The sequence below is a fragment of the Shimia biformata genome (genome assembly GCF_016888515.1).
Taxonomy (GTDB): domain Bacteria; phylum Pseudomonadota; class Alphaproteobacteria; order Rhodobacterales; family Rhodobacteraceae; genus Shimia_A; species Shimia_A biformata.
Genome location: NZ_JAFEJK010000001.1, coordinates 1,485,141 through 1,504,572, shown reverse-complemented (window position 1 = coordinate 1,504,572; position 19,432 = coordinate 1,485,141). Strand labels below are relative to the sequence as shown.

Annotated in this window: 13 protein-coding genes; 11 read left to right on the top strand and 2 right to left on the bottom strand. The window is 62.6% G+C overall.

Annotated features, from left to right (window positions below; all coding sequences use genetic code 11):
• Nucleotides 1-9 precede the first annotated feature (9 nt).
• The 7 genes from JQ863_RS07285 to JQ863_RS07255 all read left to right on the top strand — a co-directional run bounded on the left by JQ863_RS07285 (nucleotide 10) and on the right by JQ863_RS07255 (nucleotide 7,228).
• Nucleotides 10-1,026, top strand: a complete 1,017-nt coding sequence (locus JQ863_RS07285) for a sugar ABC transporter substrate-binding protein (RefSeq protein ID WP_204113631.1) — start codon at nucleotides 10-12, stop codon at nucleotides 1,024-1,026.
• Between the two features lie 106 nt (nucleotides 1,027-1,132).
• Nucleotides 1,133-2,146 (top strand): ABC transporter permease, encoded by a 1,014-nt coding sequence (locus JQ863_RS07280; protein WP_204113630.1) that lies wholly within the window; start codon nucleotides 1,133-1,135, stop codon nucleotides 2,144-2,146.
• Nucleotides 2,143-3,102 carry an ABC transporter permease gene (locus JQ863_RS07275; protein WP_204113629.1) on the top strand — a complete coding sequence of 320 codons (960 nt, stop codon included), beginning with the start codon at nucleotides 2,143-2,145 and terminating at the stop codon, nucleotides 3,100-3,102. The genes JQ863_RS07280 and JQ863_RS07275 overlap by 4 nt, the downstream gene beginning before the upstream one ends.
• A 3-nt stretch (nucleotides 3,103-3,105) precedes the next feature.
• Complete coding sequence (locus JQ863_RS07270; RefSeq protein WP_204113628.1) at nucleotides 3,106-4,650, top strand: sugar ABC transporter ATP-binding protein; 1,545 nt, start codon at nucleotides 3,106-3,108, stop codon at nucleotides 4,648-4,650.
• Nucleotides 4,651-4,665: 15 nt separating this feature from the next.
• Nucleotides 4,666-5,655, top strand: coding sequence for an aldo/keto reductase (locus tag JQ863_RS07265; RefSeq protein WP_204113627.1), 990 nt, complete (start codon nucleotides 4,666-4,668; stop codon nucleotides 5,653-5,655).
• Between the two features lie 58 nt (nucleotides 5,656-5,713).
• Nucleotides 5,714-6,628, top strand: a complete 915-nt coding sequence (locus JQ863_RS07260) for an amidohydrolase family protein (RefSeq protein ID WP_204113626.1) — start codon at nucleotides 5,714-5,716, stop codon at nucleotides 6,626-6,628.
• Nucleotides 6,629-6,700: 72 nt separating this feature from the next.
• On the top strand, nucleotides 6,701-7,228 hold the full coding sequence (locus tag JQ863_RS07255; protein WP_239113228.1) for a 2,4'-dihydroxyacetophenone dioxygenase family protein: 528 nt from the start codon (nucleotides 6,701-6,703) through the stop codon (nucleotides 7,226-7,228).
• Nucleotides 7,229-7,360: 132 nt separating this feature from the next.
• Here the strand turns inward: JQ863_RS07255 and JQ863_RS07250 are convergent, their stop codons facing one another.
• On the bottom strand, nucleotides 7,361-14,815 hold the full coding sequence (locus tag JQ863_RS07250) for a beta strand repeat-containing protein (RefSeq protein ID WP_204113625.1): 7,455 nt from the start codon (nucleotides 14,813-14,815) through the stop codon (nucleotides 7,361-7,363).
• A gap of 334 nt (nucleotides 14,816-15,149) precedes the next feature.
• Nucleotides 15,150-15,611: an Lrp/AsnC family transcriptional regulator gene (locus JQ863_RS07245; RefSeq protein ID WP_204113624.1), complete on the bottom strand. Its 462-nt coding sequence runs from the start codon at nucleotides 15,609-15,611 to the stop codon at nucleotides 15,150-15,152.
• Between the two features lie 130 nt (nucleotides 15,612-15,741).
• Here JQ863_RS07245 and JQ863_RS07240 point away from each other — a divergent pair, with 130 nt between their 5' ends.
• Genes JQ863_RS07240 through JQ863_RS07225 form a run of 4 tightly spaced genes read left to right on the top strand, consistent with a single transcriptional unit; the run spans nucleotide 15,742 to nucleotide 19,432 of the window.
• Complete coding sequence (locus JQ863_RS07240; protein WP_204113623.1) at nucleotides 15,742-16,920, top strand: acetyl-CoA C-acyltransferase; 1,179 nt, start codon at nucleotides 15,742-15,744, stop codon at nucleotides 16,918-16,920.
• A 1-nt stretch (nucleotide 16,921) separates the two neighbouring features.
• Nucleotides 16,922-18,070, top strand: a complete 1,149-nt coding sequence (locus JQ863_RS07235) for an acyl-CoA dehydrogenase family protein (RefSeq protein ID WP_204113622.1) — start codon at nucleotides 16,922-16,924, stop codon at nucleotides 18,068-18,070.
• Complete coding sequence (locus JQ863_RS07230; RefSeq protein WP_204113621.1) at nucleotides 18,070-18,207, top strand: hypothetical protein; 138 nt, start codon at nucleotides 18,070-18,072, stop codon at nucleotides 18,205-18,207. The genes JQ863_RS07235 and JQ863_RS07230 overlap by 1 nt, the downstream gene beginning before the upstream one ends.
• Complete coding sequence (locus JQ863_RS07225; protein WP_204113620.1) at nucleotides 18,200-19,432, top strand: thiamine pyrophosphate-dependent dehydrogenase E1 component subunit alpha; 1,233 nt, start codon at nucleotides 18,200-18,202, stop codon at nucleotides 19,430-19,432. The genes JQ863_RS07230 and JQ863_RS07225 overlap by 8 nt, the downstream gene beginning before the upstream one ends.

Sequence of the window (19,432 nt, the reverse complement as noted above, 5' to 3'; positions counted from 1 at the left end):
AGGAGAAACATGAACCGTATTACATCTACCCTGACCGGTGCCGCTGTTCTGGCCGCACTTGCCATGGCTGCTCAGGCCGAGACCAAGGTCGCGCATGTGCCGGGCGGACCACACCCGTTCTTTGCCGACTGGGGACCTGCATCCGTGGCCGCGCAACAGGACTTTGGTCTGGGTGCCGCGGATTACAAATTCCCGCAGAAATGGGAACTGAACCTGCAGAACGACCTGCTCGAAAGCCTGGTGACACAGGGCTACAACGCCTTTGCCATTCACCCCGGTGACCCGGTCGGCAGCGTTCCGACGCTGAATGAACTGGTCGGCACGGGCGCGCCGGTGATCGCGGTTTCGGCTTGCGTGAACGACCCGTCTGACGTGGCCTTCTGCCTTGCCTCGGACGCGGGTGTCTCGGCCTATCATGGCACCAAACACCTGATCGAAGCGATGGGTCCGGGCCCGAAGAAGATCGCGCATTTCACCGGCTGGCTGGTCGAACCGAATACCCAGCTGCGCATTGATGGCGTCGCGCGGGCCGCGGCAGAGGCCGGGGTCGAGATCGTCCAGGTCATCGCGGATATTGATGCGCCAGAACCGGCTGAGGAAAAGATCGGTGCCTATCTTGCCGCACATGGCTCGGAGATCGACGGCGTCATTACCACGGCCTGGGTTCCTGCCGTTGTCGCCTCGAATGCCATGCGCCGTATCGGGGACAAACGGATCAAGATGATCGCAATCGATCACGACGAGGTGGTCATGGATGCAATCAGGGACGGGTATGTGGTCGGTTCGATGCTGCAGAACCCCTATGGACAGGCCTATGTCGCGGCCTTTGCCGCGGACAAACTGCGCAACGGGTGCAAGGTCAGTGATGCCGCGCCGTTCGGGGACCACCCGCTGACCTCGCGGTTCATCGACTCTGGGGCGCCTTACATCAACGCCAGCAATGTCGAGACCCGCGCCGAAGTGGACAAGGCCCTGACCGCCGAGCTGTTGCAACGCGTCGAGACCGACTTCCTGAGTTGCAACTGAACGCCGGGGTGGTGGGCGCCGATGGGTGCCCGCCATTCACACCGCGAACCGGATGGACCGCCGCCCTGCACCGCAAGGCGGCTGGCCTCCAAACCAGGATAAATCCATGTCCCTAGTCACCACACAGCCAGACAGATCCGTCAGGATGCCCGACCTGAAGGGGGTGCTTCTGTCCAGCGAATTTGGCCTGTTCCTGCTGATCGTCCTCTTTGGCGGGCTGTTTTACTCTGTCTCGTCAGGCTTTCTGTCATCATTCAATATCGCCGCGATGAGCCGGGCCGCAGCGATCAATATCATGATCGGGTTTTCCATGATGGCGGTGATCGCGACCGGCGGTCTCAGCCTTGCGGTGGGCGCGATCGGCGCATGTGCGGCGATGACATGCGGTTGGCTGTTGCAGGAAATCGGCCTGCCCTGGCCGCTGGCGCTTTTGCTGGCGATCGCGGTCGGGGCCGCCTTGGGCGCGATCAATGGCGTGATCGAGGTCAAGACCGGGCTGCATAGTTTCATCGTGACGCTGGCCACCATGAGCCTGTTTTTCGGCATCATGATCTTTCTCACCCAGGCCCAGACCTATCGGGGTATCCCGGCTGATTTCGTCAGCTTTGGCCGGATGAAGGTGATGGGGATCTCTGCGGCCATGGGTCCGACCCTGATCGTCACCGCCGCCCTGATCGTGCTTTATGGCAATACCCGCATCGGCAAGGAAATGCTGGCGGCGGGCGCACGCCCGGAGGCGGCAAGGCTGTCGGGCGTCCGGGTTGGGCGCATGATCGTTCTGGCCCACGCGATCTCGGGCGGGCTTGCCGCTATTGCCGCACTGCTGCTTGTCGCCCGCAACGGAGCCGCCATCCCGTCGATGGCCGGCAACCTTGGGCAGGACTGGCTTCTGATCGCCTTCCTTGGCCCGGTGCTTGGCGGAGCCGTGCTGACCGGCGGCAAGATTTCGGTCATCGGCGCGTTTCTGGGCGCGGTGCTGGTCACCGTTCTCAGCAACGGGCTGCTTCTAATGCAAATCGGCGAATTCTGGCTGCAGGCCTGTCTTGGCGCGGTGCTGTTGCTTGCGGTGCTGCTGGATCTGGCACGGCGCAACTATCTCGAACGGAGAGCCAAACAATGACACGCAACCTGTTTCAATCCGACTGGGCGACCCCGATGCTGGTGGCGCTGACGATTGGCCTCCTCATCAGCCTGTTCAACCCCGCTTTTCTGGCGACGTTCAACCTGCAGGTCCTGCTAGAGGCCGTGTCGATCAATGTCCTGATCGCGCTGTCGCAGATGGTCATCATCGCCATTGGCCAGATGAACCTGTCGGTCGGTGCGCTAGGCGGGCTGGCCGCGGTGGTGTTTGCCGGTCTGATGGAGGTCTTTGGCCTGCCGCCCGCGCTTGCCGGAGCGCTGGCGCTGGGTGTCGGGCTGGCGGGGGGGCTGTTCAACGGGGTGCTGATCGGGATGACCGGCATTTCGGCCTTTGTCATCACACTTGCCACCCTGTCGATCTTCAAAGGGCTGAACCTTGCCATCACCCAGGCGCAGCCGTTCTATGAAATTCCCGACGCCGTGAAGTCATTTGGCAATGAAACCCTGTTCGGTCCGTTTCCGATCATCCTCGTACCGGCTGCGGTGATCGTTGTTCTGATGGTGGTTTTCTTCAACCGGATCCCGGTCGGGCGATGGCTGCTGGCCGTGGGCGGAAATGCACATTCAGCCGAGCTGTCGGGCATATCCATCACCCGCACCGTAATTGTTGCACATTGCCTGTCGGGAGTGCTGGCGGCATCGGCCGGGATTCTTCTGGTGGCGCGGTTGCAACTGGGCCAACCGACCATTGGCGATGACTGGCTGATCATGTCCTTTGCCGCGCCGATTATCGGTGGCGCAATCCTGTCCGGCGGCCATGTCAGCACCGTTGCAACCGTGTTCGGCGTGCTGATCGTGGCCCAGATCACGCAGGCGCTTGTGCTGTTCCACATCGACCCGTTCTTCGTCCAGGTGGTTTTGGGGCTGATGATCCTTGCCGCGGTCGGGGCAAATCAATTGCGCGATCTGCGCTTGCAGCGCGCCCCGCAGGAGTGACCAATGACCGAAATTGCTTTCGAAACACGCTCTGTCAGCAAGTTTTTTCCCGGTGTGAAGGCGCTGCAAAACGTCTCGATCCAGATGCGCAGCGGGTCAATCCACGCGCTTCTGGGCGAAAATGGCGCCGGGAAGTCGACCTTGATCAAGCTCATCACCGGGGTTTACCGCCCGGACGAGGGACAGCTTTTTGCCGGCGCGCAAGAGGTGCACTTCAACCGCCCGCATGACGCGATTGCCGCGGGTGTCGGCGTGGTGCATCAGGAACGCAACCTGATCCCGCGGTTTTCGGTGGCCGAGAACATGGCCATGGGCCAGACCACGATCGACCCGCTGAAACCCATCGACTTTCGCAGACTGAACGAATTGGCGGAACCCTGGCTGGACATGCTGGGTCTGTCGATCGACCCCGCAATCCAGGTTTCGCGGCTGAGCGTCGCTCAGATGCAGATGGTCGAGATCGCCAAGGCCCTGTCACAGCGGACCCGTGTGCTGTTGCTGGACGAACCCACCGCGTCACTGACGCCAACCGAATCCCAGGCTCTGTTTGACGTGCTGCACCGGTTGCGCGCCGACGGCGTCAGCATGATGTTCGTCAGCCACAAGCTGGAAGAGGTGCAGGAAATCTGCGACACGGTCAGCGTTCTGCGCGACGGCGTCAACGCGGGTGAGAACATCCCGATGCGTGATCTGCAGCGCAAGGATCTGATCCGCCTGATGATCGGACGGGACGAAACCATCCCCGAAGCGCGCCGTCGGCAGGCCTCAGCGCAGTCCGTGGCGCTTGAGCTGCGCGACCTGTCCACCAGTTTCGGCCATCGCAACGTGTCGCTCGACGTGCGCCGGGGCGAGATCGTCGGGCTTTATGGTCTGATCGGCGCGGGACGCACCGAGCTTGCCAAGACCATCATGGGGCTTGGCGCGCTTACGGGCGGCGAAATTCTGCGCGATGGCGCGCCCGTCACCATCACCAGCCCGACGGATGCGTTGCACCGCCACCGGATCGGCTATGTCAGCGAAAACCGCAAGGACGAGGGGCTGATCCTGGACCACTCGGTCCTTGAGAATGCCGGCATCACGATCTGGCGACGATCGGCGAACCGGCTGGGCTGGCTGTCACGGTCGGGCGTCAGGATGCGGACCGTGCCGTTTCTGGATCGGCTGGCCGTCAAGACCCCGTCCCTTCATCAGAAGGTCGGAAACCTGTCAGGGGGAAACCAGCAGAAAATCGCGATGGCCAAATGGCTGGCGGCCGGGGTTGACGTGCTGATCGTGGACGAACCAACGGTCGGGATCGACGTCAAGAGCAAGGCCTATCTGCACCAGTTGCTGCGAGAGCTGGCAGACGACGGAACAGCGGTTCTGCTGATCACCAGCGACCTGCCCGAGATGATCTCGCTCGCGGACCGCATTCTTGTGATGGACGAATTCATCCTTAAGGGCGCGGTTGCGAACACGCGCGACTACAAGGCCATGAGCCAGTCCGTGATGGAACATATCCACCATTCCACCGACGAGCTGCGGCAGGCGCAGGCGGCTTCGGCCTGACAGGGGAGATCAAACGTGAAATTCAACAGCTTTGCACAAAACCGGGTCGCGGTTTCGCAGATCGGGCTGGGCACCGGGCCACTTGGGGGGCTTTACACCGAATGCCCGCGCGATCGGGCAATGCAGGTTCTGGAATGCGCCTGGCAAAACGGCATCCGCTATTTCGATACCGCCCCCTTTTACGGTTATGGCCTGGCAGAACGCCGCCTTGGAGATTTCCTGCAGGGCAAGGATCAGGCCGACTGGGTTCTGTCAACCAAGGTGGGGCGGCTGCTGAAGCCCACCCCCGGCGAGGCTTCGGACCTCGTGGATTTCGTCAAGGCGCTGAAATTCGGGGTCGAATTCGACTATTCCTATGACGGGATCATGCGGTCGATCGAAGACAGCTATGCCCGGCTTGGGCTGACCAAGATTGACATCGCCTTTGTGCATGACATCGGCCAGCTGACCCATGGCCCGGACAAAAACAGCCATCACATGGCGCAGCTTCGCAACGGCGGCTTCCGGGCACTCGAAGAGTTGAAATCGGCAGGCGCAATCAAGGCCTGGGGCATCGGGGTCAACGAGGTCGACATCTGCCTTGAGATCCTGAAACAGACCGACCTGGACTGCATCCTGTTGGCTGGTCGCCACACCCTGCTGGACCGGACGGCCGCGGCGCGTTTGCTGCCGCTGTGCCGGGCGCGCAATGTGTCCATCATCGCGGGCGGGGTATTCAACTCGGGCATCCTTGCCACCGGCGCCGTGGACGGGGCGTTTTTCGACTACGGCCCCGCCCCGCAAGACATCAAGGCACGGGTCAGAGCCATGCAGGACATAGCCGCGCACGGCCGATACCCCTTGCCCCGCGCCGCGTTGCAGTTCCCCTTGCAGGAGCCTTCTGTCGCCAGCCTGCTGCTTGGAACCGACACCGTAGAAAAGCTGCGCGCCAACCTTGACGACCTGTCCCGGCCCCTGCCCGCCGGTGAGTGGCGCAAATTCGATCACCACGCTCTGACCGGGTGACTTCCCCCGTCGCCGACCAAAGCCCCCAACCAATCACGTCATCCCGAAGGAGCAGAAAATGAGCAAACGGGACATCATCGATCCCCACCACCATCTTTGGACCCTGAAAGGCGACATGTATCCATGGTTGCGCAAGCCGATGCATGTGGGTGTCGGCGGCAACATTGAAAGCATTGCGTCGGACTATGTTCTTGACGACTACCGGGCCGACACCGGGTCCTATCACCTGCTGGCCTCGGTTCACATCGAAGCGGATTACGACCGGCCATTTGCCGTTGACGAAACAGCATGGCTTGCCCGGTTGCGGCAGGACCAGGGCGGGCCCGATGCGGTGGTGGCATATGCGGCGCTGGAAAGTGCGGATCTTGACCGCACGCTGGACGGGCACATGGCGCATGGCGATTTCGTCAAGGGCATCCGGCAGATCCTGTGCCACCATGACAATCCCGACTTCCGCTTTGTTCAGCGCGGCGACCTGATGCGCGACCCGCAGTGGCGCACCGGGTTCGCCGCGCTGTCGCGCCGGGGACTGTCCTTTGACATGATGATCTATCCCCACCAGCTGGCAGATGCGGCCGACCTGGCGTCAGATTTTCCGGACTGCCAAATCATCTTGAACCACGGCGCCATGCCATTTGACCGATCAGCCGAGGGGCTGGCGCACTGGCGGTCGGGCCTGCGCGATCTGGCACGGCGTGAAAACGTGGTGATGAAAGTGTCGGGGCTGGGTCAGACGGACTGGTCCTGGACCGTGGACTCGATGCGCCCGATGATCCGCGACCTGATCGAGATATTCGGCCCCGACCGCGCCATGTTCGCCAGCAATTTCCCCGTCGACAAGGCCTATAGCAGCTTTGATGCGCTGTATCAGACTTTCGAAACCGTGGTCGCCGACCTGTCGGATGACGAACAGGAGGCCCTGTTCTGGCGTACCGCGGACCATGTCTATCGGCTCGGGGTGGCACGGACCTGATCCATCGCCCCGGCCCTTCCCCGCAACTGCCGCCGACGCGCAGTCTTGTTTTCATGAACCAGGAGACCACACATGCCCTTAGAAGCCAAAGACGAAAACCCACGGATGCCGTACCAGTTGGCAAATCCCGCCGAAGCGCTGAGCGATATCGTGATCCCCGACGGCATACCCGACGACGAACGGGTTTGGGTGCCGCAGGCGGAAAACGTGCATTTCCGGCCACTTTGCCTGAACCGCAGCCAGGGCTACTGGATGAACCTATTGCGGGTCCGCAAGTCCGGCGTCCTGTCCCGGCACCGACATCCGCAGGGGGTGCATGGCTGGGTGTTGAAGGGGCGGTGGCATTATCTAGAGCATGACTGGGAAGCTGTCGAAGGCGGCTATGTCTATGAGCCGCCGGGCGAAACCCACACGCTTGTCGTGCCGGACGACGTCGAGGAAATGATCACCCTCTTCCAGGTCAACGGAGTGATGTATTACGTGGATCCCTGGGGCAAGGGCATCGGGTTCGAGGATGTCTTTACCAAGATCGACATGTGTCGCGCGCATTATGAAGCGGTTGGCCTTGGGGCCGATTACGTCGATCAGTTCATCCGCTAGCCGTCACGCCCCGCGCTTTGGCGGGGCCGTGGCCCCCGACCGCCGCTGACACCTGATGAAAAACACCGGACCGGCCCGCAACATGCGGGCCGGTCCGAGTTTTTTTAACCATGCGCCTTGTGGCTTACCGGGTCAGAAGTCCAACCCGATGCTGTGTTCAAGCCGCAGTTCCTCGGTCGACGGTGCCGAGAAGCGGGTGACAACCGAGCCGCGGCCATTTGCGAACTCGCGCCGCCGCACGAGATCGAGGCTGAACCGGTCGACATCGTCCAGTTGCTCGTAATCCAGTTCGAACCCATAGGTCAGGCCGGTCAACGGATTGCTGATCTCATTTGCGAAAGCCAGGCCGAACCCGCAGGCCGTGGTGCCGTCATACGAGGACAATTCGCAGGCCACACGCGGAGCGAAGCGAATCCTTGTGCTGGGCGTCTTGGCGCCGACACCCGTCAGGCTGCGATCCTGCGCGAACTCGACCTCGGCGAACAGGCGGCCACCGTTGTAGTTGCGGATGTCGATCGATCCGGTATCCGCGTTGGCAAGCTGCTGAACGGTGACCGAAGCGTCGCTGGCCGCAGCAAAGGCGACATCGACCCCAACCCGGGGGCTGAGTGTCATGGCGTTCAGCTGCGTCTGCCCCGAGACGGACGCACCGGCATAGACGGCCCCGTAATTGTAGTGCCCCGATGCCCCGATATCGTCTGGCGCTCCGGCAAAGGTCAGGTCGAAGCGATGGTGCCCGACCCCGCCCGCGGCATAGTAGTCAAGGAACAGACCCTGCCCCATTTCGCGTGCGCCATAAATGCCGCCGTTGACACCCAGCCCATTGATCGAGCCATCGGCCGGACCGTCCGCGTTGGTGCGGCTGCCATAGCCCCCCCAGAACCAGCCGCGCAGGTCGGACGCGGTGTGGAACCGCTCATTCTGTGCTGCGAACTGAAGCATGAGCTGCGTCCCCATGTCGTCGGAGCGGCTGAGCGAGAAACTTCCGTCGAGGATCTGGCGCTGTCCGGTCAGGCAATTGTAGAAATCCGATCCGAAAGTGCCGGAGGACTGACCCTGGCTGCCTTCGATACTGAGGCTGCCGTCTACGTCGAATTCTTCGACCGGACCGCACCCCAGGTGTTCCACCCCATCCTTCAGCCGCCGCAACGCGCCTTTGGCCATCCGGTTGAAGAACCGCTGCTGGGTGCGCACCGCTGCTTCAAGATCGTTCTCCAGGACCTCGGCCAACTGGTCACGGATCTGGTCGACAAGGTCATCGGTCACCGCGACGGATGCCAGGGACAGGGTCAGGCTGGCAAATTGCGCATCGGTGGAACTGACCGTCACCGTCGGCTGACAGCTGTGGCTGCCTTCGAACTCGTCATCGTCGACCGCCGTGATGGTGACCGATTGCGGCGTGTCATATGTCGCGGTCGTGAAGGTCAGCGTTGCCGGGGACACGTCACATTGCCCGTCGCCCGCAAACTGCAGCACCACGTCCACGACCGGAGCCCCCAGCAGATGGAACGACATCTGCGCGGTATCCTCGCCGTTTTCCGAGGCCGTGAGATCATCGTTTGTGACGGCGATCATGGCCAGGTCGTCATCAGCAATCGTCGCGGTTCGGGTCAGCTCGGCGGGTGTCGGGCTGAGGACCGTGGCGTCGTCCCCCGCGGACACGCCCGTCAGGGTCAGAATGACCGTTTCGCTTCCCTCGACAAGGACGTCCTCAAGAACTGCGATATCCAGAACCGCCGAGGTGTCGCCTGCCGGAAGGGTGATTGATCCGGGAACGGCAGTGAAATCCGCCCCCGAGGTCGCCGTACCCGTAAGGACATAGTCGATCACCGTGTCGATATTGGCGACCCGGCCCTGGGAAACCGTGAAGGACATGTCGTCCGGGGTACCGCCATTGGCCTCGGCGCCGTCATCCGACGCGACAACCGAAACCTGGTTCTCGGCGCATTGCGTCAGTGGCACGTTATTGGCCAGAACATAGGGGTCGCCGGCTTCGAAGGTGAAGCTCTCGTAAAACACCGGGTTCGCCGCTAACGACGGATCGGCCAGGAAGCCGGTCGTGCCGCTTTCGGTCGAGCCGAGAACGGCGGGATCGTCCGGCAGCAGGGATGTCACGTCCACTGCGCCCGACGACAGGCGCGCGGTGCTGGCGACGCCAAGGTCGGTCGGATAGGAATAGCTGACCGTATAGGTTCCCGGCCGCAGCGCGAACCACTGGAATTCACCCGATGAACCGTCACGCACGATCTGGATGTCATTGGCGATACCGACACTGCTGTTCGATCCCGACGGCCCGGTGACGGTGATGCCGCCACCGCTCAGGATCCGTCCGTCATCCTCGCAATAGAAATAGCCCTGCGGATCATAGTCCTGCGCGTTCGGGATACCGTCGCCGTCGCGGTCGCCGCTGCCTTCCTTGATGTCGGAGATGCCGTCGCCGTCACTATCGACAAGATCGGGGTTCGGGGTGCCGGACAGATGGACCTCGACCAGGATCGCGGGCCCTTCCTGGGTCAGGTTCGCCTCGGCGTCCTCTGCCGCGCCTTCGGGCAGGCCGATCTGCACGGTCCCGTCATGGTCTGGCGTGACGAGGAAACTGAAGCTTGTTCCGCCGCCGGTCAGGTCGCTGGCCACACCGTCCTGAATTGACAGGTCGGCAAGCTCGAAACCGGTGACCGCTTCTGAAAAGGTCAGTGTGACCGTGAAAGGATCGCTTTGCGGTCCGGCCGGCCCGGACAGCGTTGCCGTCGGCCCCTGAACGTCCTTGGCAAGAGTGGCCGTGGCCTGCGCCGCCGGGTTGCCCGCCAGATCCGAAGCATCCGCCGTCAGGTCAAGAGTGCCATCCGCAAGACCACTGAGATCCAGTGTCAGACTCCAGACCCCGCCCGAGACCGAGGCCGTGCCGGACACCAGTCCCGACCCGGTGTCCGTGACCTCTACCGACACCACCTGTCCGTCTTCCAGACCGCTTGCCGTGCCCGACACAAGGGCGGTGGACGCCTCGGCCGCATTCACGACATCGTCGGTCAACAGGGGGCTGTCGAAGGACAGGCCCGGTGCGTCCGCGTCCTTGCCGACGGTGTCTTCTTCCGGCGCGCTTTCATTGCCGGCGACATCGGTCAATGTGACCGAGAAAGTCAGCGTGCCGTCCGCCAGCCCGGTGACGTCGATCCCGGGTACGGTCTGGTTCGCGGATGTAACCGTGCCAGTGTCAGTGACCGGCGTGCCGCCACCGCTTGACGTGATAGTATAGGCATAGGTCGCCCCGACCTCGGCCCCCGCGAACTGGAAGCCCTGCGCCGTCAGGTTTGCCAGGTTCACCTGGCTATGTGTCAGTGCGATGCCCCACCCATCAGGCGCGATCTGGTCTATGGACCCGGTTGCCGATGCCTGTTCCGCCGCCGACCCATTGATGTCGCTGGCATCTGCCGTGACGGTAAATCCGCCCTCCCCCAGGCCCGACAGGTCCATGACGACACTCCAGGCATCGCCGGACACGGTGGTGGTGGTCTGGGTGCTGCCGCCGCCCGTCACGCTGACATTCACGGTGACAGTCTGGCCGTCCTCGATCTGAGACGTGGTGCCGGAAATCGTGGTCGTCGGAGCTTCGGATGCGTTAAGAATGTTGTCAGCGGTAATCGGCGTGTCGATCCCGATCACCGGAACCGACAGCGTGGCCTGTCCGGTGCCGGAATTGCCCAGCGACGATGTCAGCGCCCCGGTGGTGTTCACCAGCGCGCCCGTCCCCGTGGCCTGCACATCAACCGATACGGAGCAGCTTGCCCCCACCACGACGCTGCCCCCGGAATAAGAGACCGTGCCGGACCCGTCCGCCGCCGTCAGCGTCCCGCCCGTGCAGGTCGTCGATGCGTTGGCCGGTGTCGCCACGATCATGCCCGCGGGAAGGATATCGGTGACATCAAGGCTTGTAGCCTCGATCAGGGCGGCGCTGTTGTCGATCGTCCAGGTCATCGTTGTCGTGCCGTTGAGCGCGACGCTTGAGGTGGCAAAGGACTTGTCAAACCCGGGGACCGGTGCAGCTGTCACCGTTAGCGTGGCATTGGCCGTGCCCGAATTCCCCAGGTTCGACGTCAGGTCGCCGCTGGTATTGATCAGGGCGCCAGCGCTCAGGGCGCGGGTGGAGACAGACAGGGTACACCCCTCTCCTGCCACGATGGAACCGCCGGAATAGGAAACCACCGCGCTTCCCGGCACGGCGGTCAGCGTGCCGCCGATACATGTCGATACCGCGTTTGCCACCGGCGCAACGACAAGTCCCGCTGGCAGGTTGTCTGTGAAATCAAGGCTGCTCGCCTCAAGCGAGGACCCCGAATTGTCGATATAGAAGGTCAAGGTCGAGACATCGCCAAGCACCACCGATGCCGGGACGAATGCCTTGGTGAAGCTGGGCGCGGGTTCAACACTGAAACTGCCCGCGACGCCGGTTGTGACCAGAAGGCCGTTGTCAAACAGGTCCGCACCAGCCGAGGTATACCCCCCTGCGGCGGCACCTGCGGGAAGTTGCAGATCAAGGGTAAACTGGCAACTGCCACCGGCGGGCAGGCTGCCAGCCGAAAGGCTGACAACGCTAGTGCCCGCGACGATGGACCCGGCCCCGCAAAGACCGCTTCCCGTGCCGCCGGTCACGACAAGCCCGGCCAGCGTCGCGTCAAGATCGTCCGCGAACGTCAGGGAATTCAGCGCGGCAGAGGAATCGTTGTTCACGATTTCATAAGTGACTTGCGCCACCCCTCCGGGGGCATAGGCGCCACCGACAAATGTCTTGGTAAAGGTCGGCGGTGTCGCCGAAAGGACCTGAAGCGTGTCGCCCAGAGACGACCCGATCACCGCAACGCCTGCGCTTGCGCTGGGGGCGCCTGGCGTAAACACGACCGGGCCCGCAGGGGTTGCGCCCGGCACGGACAGTTCCACGGTCACGACACAGGACGCCGAAGCCGCAAGCGTGCCCCCCAATAGCCCGAGGATCGACGTGCTTTCTCCTGCAACGACGCCCCCGCAGGTGTTGGACACCACCGAGTCTACCAGCATGCCCGAAAGCTGTGCGTCCAGATCATGGCCAAAGGCGACACTGGTCAGCGCCACGGAGCCACTCAGGTTCTCAAGCGTATAGGTCGCGGTGCCGCTGCCGCCCGCAGCAATGTTGGCATCGACGAAGTCCAGCGTCAGGAACAGGATGTCCTGATTGATTTCAAGCTGCGTGTTTTCCGGCGGAAAATCGATACCAGTCGTGTCGATAGCGCTGGTTGTGAAAACATATGTGCCATTAGCCGCAGACGCAGGAACTACCACGGTCACCGACGCCTCGCAGGGGGTCCCTTCCGTGACTTCCATGCCAAAGAAAAATATGTTGGTTGAAGTGGCCGGAAGTGCGATGGCGCCAGGACCGCAACCGGCCGTATCTGCAAAGGTGACCGTTGCACCCGGAATTGCGGCGGCCACATCGACCGAAAAGAAATTGACGGTCTTCGTGGCGGTTGGATCCGGGTTTTCGAACGTATAGGTGAGTTCGACGGTCTCACCGGGAAGGGCCGTCGCGGGTGAGACAACCGAGGACACGGCAAGTGGTTCCACCTCGTAAACCGTCAAGTCGTCAGACGGGGCCGGTGCAGCCACGGGGTCAGTGCCGGTCAGTCCTGACAAAGCGCTCGCAGTATTGGTGTAATTGCCCCCGGTCGCGCCACCCGGGATGTCCACGGTCACCGTCACCTCGCAGGTGCCATCCGGCGCGAGGGTCCCGCCACTGTAGCTCAGGACCGAGGTTCCGGCCATCGTGCCGCCGCAGGTGTTGGCGGTGACCGCAGTTGCCGTTGCCCCCGAGACAAATGCATCAAGATCGTCGGTGAACGCCAGCGCAGTGGCGACCTGCGCGGATTCCGGCGCGCTGGTGATTGAGAATGTCAGGTCCACGGATTGTCCCGCGACAACCGTGTCTGCCGAAAACGCCTTGGAGAAACTCAGGCTCGCGCCACCCAGAACCTCAAGCGTATCGCTGGCAGGCGCGCCTTCTTTGCTGATGCCGTTGATCGTTCCGAAGATCGACGAGGTCTCGACCGGGTAGGAACCGGGCGCGGTGGCGACCTCGGTGCTGAGGGTGATCTGGAAGGTACAGCTGCCGCCTGCCGGCAGGGACCCCGCCTCCAGACGCACGTGAGGCGTCGCGGCAACGTCGATCTGGTAAGCAAAACTGCCGGTCCCGCAGATGTCCGAATAGGGGCCGCCCGTCAGAAACATGCCCGAGGGCGTGCCGATCGGATCATCGAATGTGATCGCGGTCGCGGCGTTGGTGCCGTCGTTGTTGGTTACCGTATATTCGACGGTGACGGTCCCGCCAGGGATAATCGGGTCGTCCGTGTAGGATTTGGTCAGGCTGACCGGCGCGGAATCCGCCGCTGCAACGATCAGGTCCGCACTGGCCGCCGTTCCTGCAAACGGGTTGCCATCCAGCAGCCCGGTCACGGTACTGGTCGTGTTGGTATAGGTGTCACTGACCGGCGACGCGGGCAGTTGGACATTGACGTCGATTTCGCAGGATGACTCGGGCGCGAGCGACACGTCGGATACCGAAACTGTGGAACTGCCGGATACCGTGCCGCCACAGGTGTCGCGCGTCACACCCAAGGACACCGTGCCGCTGAGGAACGCATCCAGATCATCGCTGAAGGCGATATCCGTCGCCGCCTCAGTGCGGCTCTGGTTCAACAACGTGAAGGTCAGCGTCGTGGTGTCGCCGCCATAGGCCGTGCTGCGGTCAAAGCTTTTGATCAGGTTGACGCCGTCGGCGCTGGGAAGCGGATTGACCGTGATCGAAATGCTATCCTGCGGCAGCGGATTGACCGAAGTATATTCCAGCGTCTGAACCAGGTCATACGTTCCCGGCGACACGGCACGCACATCGACCGAGACCAGACAGGAGGTCAGCGTATTCACCGGCAGGAAATAGCTGTGTTCGAACGTGTCCCCGGTCACGCTATTGGTCGCAGCGCAGGTCGAGGTGATATTGGCAGGATCGGCAAATTCAAGACCGGCTGGCAGCGTCGTCTGCAGCACCGCATTGGAAAAGCCCACGCCGAAATTGATCGAATAATCGTAGCTGAGCGTGAAATACCCGCCCGGATCCAGCGTGGTCTGGCTGGCCGACAGGGTCAGGCTGTCGAGCAACAAAACAGTGGCATCCAGGTCAGCCGTTGCCGCGACCGCATTGCCATTCGAAGTCACAAGGCTCCCGGATACAAAGTTGAACGTTCCCACGGACTGCGCGGTGACGGGCACGTTGATGTCGCAGGTAGTAAAGGCGCCGATGCGCTCTCCGCTGAACGCAATGCTCGATCCGCCCACAGGGGCGGTGATGGCTGCGCCGCAAGTGCTGGTTGCGCCACCGACGGCAACAACCATCCCGGCAGGCAGGGTCGAACTGTTGAGAAATGTGGCAATCGGATCGGGTGTATTATTGTCGATCGTGAAGGTTAGCTGGGACGTTCCGTCGACGACGATTTCGTCCGGTGTGAACACCGCGCTGAAGTCGGGCACGTCCGCCCAGGCGACGGTTGGCCCCAGTGTCGCAACCAAAAAACCTGCTGCCAAAGCCGTACGCTTGAATGCGTTTGAAATCGCGCTTGCCATCGTCCGTCCCCAAAACTGCCACCGCACATCGCACCCGGAGTTCCGTCCACCGTGCGGCGGAAACGCTTATCGGCCGCTTTCGGGCGGTGAGAATAGTCTGTTTTTTATGGCTAACAGAAAGCACCAAGGCGCCGCGTCCCGCAAGGATTGATACCGACGGGCCCACCCGTTCCGGCCCTCAACCTGCGCGGGTAGCATATTTGTCACACCCAACCGTTCCTCGCGCCAAGCGTGTGCGCTGCGCCAGTGACATCCGCAGCAACACCGCCCGATCAGAGGCTCACAGCGGCAGGGCCGAGCTGTCCTTGACTACATCGAGAATGACCGAACTCTGCATCTCGCGGACCCCCGGCAATGCAACCAGCTTGCTTTGCAAAAGCTGCTGGTAATGTTCGATGTCGCGGACGACGATCCGCAGATAGAAATCAAAGTCGCCAAGCACCAAAAGGGCAATCTGGATTTCCGGGATGGCACGAACCGCCTTCTGGAAATCTTCCAACGTTTTCTTTTCGTGGCTATGCAGCCTGATCCTGACGATCACCATGGTCTGGAAGCCCAGCTCGCGGGCATTCAGCATGACCCGCCGTCCCGTGATGACGCCTTTTTTCTGAAGCTGGGCGATCCTTCGGGAACAGGGCGATTGCGACAACCCGACCCGCTCTCCTATTTCAGTAACCGACAGGCTGCCGTCGCTCTGCATTGCCCGCAGAATCGCCTTGTCCACCTCATCCAGATCAAGCATGCGAAAAGCTCCTTTTGCAGATTTACGGCATCATTCATGCACACTTTGTGTCCACCAGCAAATACTCAGACAAAAATATGCCGAGCATTAGGGGTATCGTGCAGGCGGAATGGTGAAAAGGACCCCCGACGTGAAACAAGTAGCGATCCTTTCGGCGCGGCGGACGCCGATCACCGCGTTTCAAGGCGCAATGGGTGCGGCCTCGGCCCCGGAGATTGCCGCCAGCGCGATTGCAGCGGCGGTCTCGGATGCCGCCATCAAGCCAGAGACGATTGACGAAGCCGCGATTGGCCTGGTGCTGCCCGCAGGTGTCGGTCAGGCCCCGGCGCGGCAGGCCGTTTTGAAGGCGGGGCTTCCGCAGTCGGTCCCGGCGACCACGGTCAGCAAAGTGTGCGGCTCTGGCATGAAGGCGATCATCGACGGCGCGGTCCGCATTGGTGCGGGGGACGCGGACGTCATCCTGGCCGGCGGCATGGAGAGCATGACCAACGCGCCGCATTTCGTGCCGACGTCGCGATCCGGCAAACGTCTGGGGCACGGCACCATTGTCGACCACATGTTCCATGACGGGCTGGAAGATGCCTATGAGCCCGGCGCGCTGATGGGGCAGTTCGCGGAAAACTGCGCCGACACATACGGGTTCACGCGGCAGGAACAGGATGGTTTTGCCATCCGCTCGCTAGAACGCGCGCTGGCGGCACAGGAAGCCGGATGGTTCGACGCCGAAATCGCCCCTGTCCGGCTCAAGACCCGCAAGGGCGAAAGCGTGATCGAGCGCGACGAACAACCCGGCCTTGCCGACCGCGACCGCATTCCGCAACTGCGCCCCGCGTTCCGGGCCGATGGCACCGTCACGGCGGCCAGTTCGTCGTCGATTTCCGATGGCGCCGCCGCGCTGGTGCTTGCCTCGCGCGACAAAGTCGAGGCTGACGGCCTGACCGCCCGCGCCTGGATTGCCGGAACTGCGGCGCATGCTCAGGCCCCGTCCCTGTTCACCACCGCCCCTGTGTTTGCCACGCGCAAACTGCTGGACAAGTTGAACTGGTCGGCATCGGACGTCGATCTCTGGGAGGTCAACGAGGCCTTTGCAGTGGTAGCGATGGCGTTCATGCGCGACCTCGACATCCCCGAGGACCGCGTAAACGTGAACGGCGGCGCCTGCGCGCTTGGTCACCCGATCGGCGCATCCGGCGCGCGTATCGTTGTGACACTTCTGCACGCCCTTGAAACCCGCGGGCTGAAACGCGGCATCGCGTCGATCTGCATCGGCGGCGGCGAGGCGCTCTCAATTGCAATCGAAAGGCCCTGACATGACCGGCATCCTGACCGAGGAACAATCCCTGATCCAGAAAACTGCCCGCGACTTTGCACGCGATCGCGTTGCCCCGGGCGCACTGACCCGCGAAGCGGCGGGGCGGATCGAGGACGCGTTGATCCGGGAAATGGCCGAGCTGGGGTTCCTCGGGATGACCGTGCCCGAGGACCAGGGTGGCATTGGTGCCGATTATGTTTCCTATGCGCTGGCGCTGATGGAAATTGCCGCCGGGGATGGTGCCGTGTCGACCATGATGTCGGTGCATAACGCACCCTTCTGCGCAATCCTCAGCCGTTTTGCCTCGGACGCGCAACAAGAGCGTTGGCTGACGCCCGCCGCCGCCGGCGCGTTCATCGGGGCATTTGCCCTGACCGAACCCCACACCGGCAGCGACGCCGCCGCGATAACATGCAGCGCGACGCGCACCGATACCGGATACGTGTTGAACGGGTCCAAGCAGTTCATCACCTCGGCGCAGATTGCAGGCGGTGTGATTGCCTTTGCCGTCACCGACCACAATGCGGGCAAGAAAGGCATCAGCGCCTTTTACATCGAACCGGGCACACCCGGGTTTTCGGTTGGCGCACCCGAGAAGAAACTGGGTCAGAAGGCATCCGACACCTGCACCCTGAGTTTTGACAACCTTGAAGTCCCTGCGTTCAATCGCATCGGCGAAGAAGGCCAGGGGCTGGCGATTGCGTTGTCGTCGCTTGAAACCGGGCGCATCGGGATCGCGTCTCAATCCGTAGGCATGGCGCAGGCCGCGCTGGATGCGGCGGTGGCCTATGCGCAGGACCGTGTCGCCTTTGGCAAGCCGATTGCCCAGCATCAGGCCGTGGCCTTTCGGCTGGCCGACATGGACATGCAGGTCGAGGCCGCCCGCCAGCTGGTTCTCAGCGCGGCACGGCTGAAAGACAGCGGCGCCCCCTGCCTGCGCGAGGCCTCGATCGCCAAGCTCTTTGCCAGCCAGATGGCCGAACGGGTTGTGTCCGATGCGATTCAAACCTTGGGTGGCTATGGCTACCTTGCTGATTTTCCCGTGGAAAAAATCTATCGCGACGTGCGCGTCTGCCAAATCTACGAAGGCACGTCGGACGTGCAGCGCATCAATATCTCGCGCGCCCTTCTTGCGGGGCGCAGCTGATGAAACCGGAAACAGAAACCGCGACCCCTACGACCAGCACCGGCACCGGCACTGGCACTGGCACTGGCACCGGCACCGGCACCGGCACCGGCCGCCGCAAACGGGTCGCCGCAATCGGGAATATGCGCAATGACTGACGCCAAGCTGAGCTTTCCGCACCCGCCGTCACGCCCCGACCAGGCCCCTGACTTTTCGGGCATCGTCATCCCCGAGGCCGGCAGCCTGCCGGTGCCGCCCGTCGACATCACCGCCAAGGACTGCTGGCCCTTCGCCGTAGGTCTGATCCGGGTTCTGGACGACGACAACCAGGCAGTTGGTCCCTGGGCCGATTACCTTGGGGATATTCCCGCCGAGACGTTGCAGCTGGGTCTGCGCGACATGCTGAAAATGCGCGCGATCGACAAGCGGCTTCAGAATGCGCAGCGCCAGGGGAAAACATCGTTCTACCTGCAATGCACCGGGGAAGAGGCCATTGGCTGCGGGTTTCAGCGCCAGCTGGAACAGGGCGACATGAACTTCCCGACCTACCGGCAGCAAACCCTGCTGGTTGCGGCGGACTATCCGCTTGAATCGCTGATGGGGCAGCTCTATTCGAACGAGCTTGATCCGCTTCAGGGACGGCAACTGCCGATCATGCATTCGGCGCGGGACTATGGCTTCTTTTCGATCTCGGGCAACCTTGGCACGCAATATGTGCAGGCGGTTGGCTGGGCCATGGCCTGTGCGCTGCGGGGAGATGGCAAGATCGCGGCGGGCTGGATCGGTGACGGCGCCACCGCGTCGAACGATTTTCACAGTGCGCTTCTGTCGGCCTCTGTCTACCAGCCGCCGGTGGTTTTGAACGTCGTGAACAATCAATGGGCGATCTCGACCTATACAGGCGTCGCCGCCGGCAAAAGCGAAACCTATGCGGCGCGGGCGCTTGGCTATGGCATTCCGGCATTGCGGGTGGATGGCAACGACTATCTTGCGGTGCTGGCGGTATCGCGTTGGGCGATTGAGCGGGCGCGCGCCGGGTATGGCCCGACACTGATCGAGTGGTTCACCTATCGCGCTGCGGCGCATTCGACCTCGGATGACCCGTCGGCCTATCGCGCACGAAACGAAGCCGACGCATGGCCGCTTGGCGACCCGGTCGCGCGCCTGAAGGCGCATATGATCGCGCGCGGCGACTGGAACGATGCGCGCCACACCCAGGCCGAAGCCGAGCTTCTGGACAAGGTTTCCGAAGTCCAGAAGCGGGTCGAGGCGCATGGCACCTTCGTCAATCCAAAGCCGATTTCGCCCGCCGAAATCTTCCGTGGCGTCTATGCCGACCTGCCCGAGCATCTGCGCCGCCAACGCCAGGAAATGGGATACTGA

What these genes read in the sequence shown, in the direction of transcription:
- JQ863_RS07230 (WP_204113621.1), top strand. Translation starts at nt 18,070, where the DNA reads ATGAAACCGGAAACAGAAACCGCGACCCCTACGACCAGCACCGGCACC.
- JQ863_RS07270 (WP_204113628.1), top strand. Translation starts at nt 3,106, where the DNA reads ATGACCGAAATTGCTTTCGAAACACGCTCTGTCAGCAAGTTTTTTCCC.
- JQ863_RS07260 (WP_204113626.1), top strand. Translation starts at nt 5,714, where the DNA reads ATGAGCAAACGGGACATCATCGATCCCCACCACCATCTTTGGACCCTG.
- JQ863_RS07285 (WP_204113631.1), top strand. Translation starts at nt 10, where the DNA reads ATGAACCGTATTACATCTACCCTGACCGGTGCCGCTGTTCTGGCCGCA.
- JQ863_RS07255 (WP_239113228.1), top strand. Translation starts at nt 6,701, where the DNA reads ATGCCCTTAGAAGCCAAAGACGAAAACCCACGGATGCCGTACCAGTTG.
- JQ863_RS07275 (WP_204113629.1), top strand. Translation starts at nt 2,143, where the DNA reads ATGACACGCAACCTGTTTCAATCCGACTGGGCGACCCCGATGCTGGTG.
- JQ863_RS07280 (WP_204113630.1), top strand. Translation starts at nt 1,133, where the DNA reads ATGTCCCTAGTCACCACACAGCCAGACAGATCCGTCAGGATGCCCGAC.
- JQ863_RS07225 (WP_204113620.1), top strand. Translation starts at nt 18,200, where the DNA reads ATGACTGACGCCAAGCTGAGCTTTCCGCACCCGCCGTCACGCCCCGAC.
- JQ863_RS07235 (WP_204113622.1), top strand. Translation starts at nt 16,922, where the DNA reads ATGACCGGCATCCTGACCGAGGAACAATCCCTGATCCAGAAAACTGCC.
- JQ863_RS07245 (WP_204113624.1), bottom strand. Translation starts at nt 15,611, where the DNA reads ATGCTTGATCTGGATGAGGTGGACAAGGCGATTCTGCGGGCAATGCAG.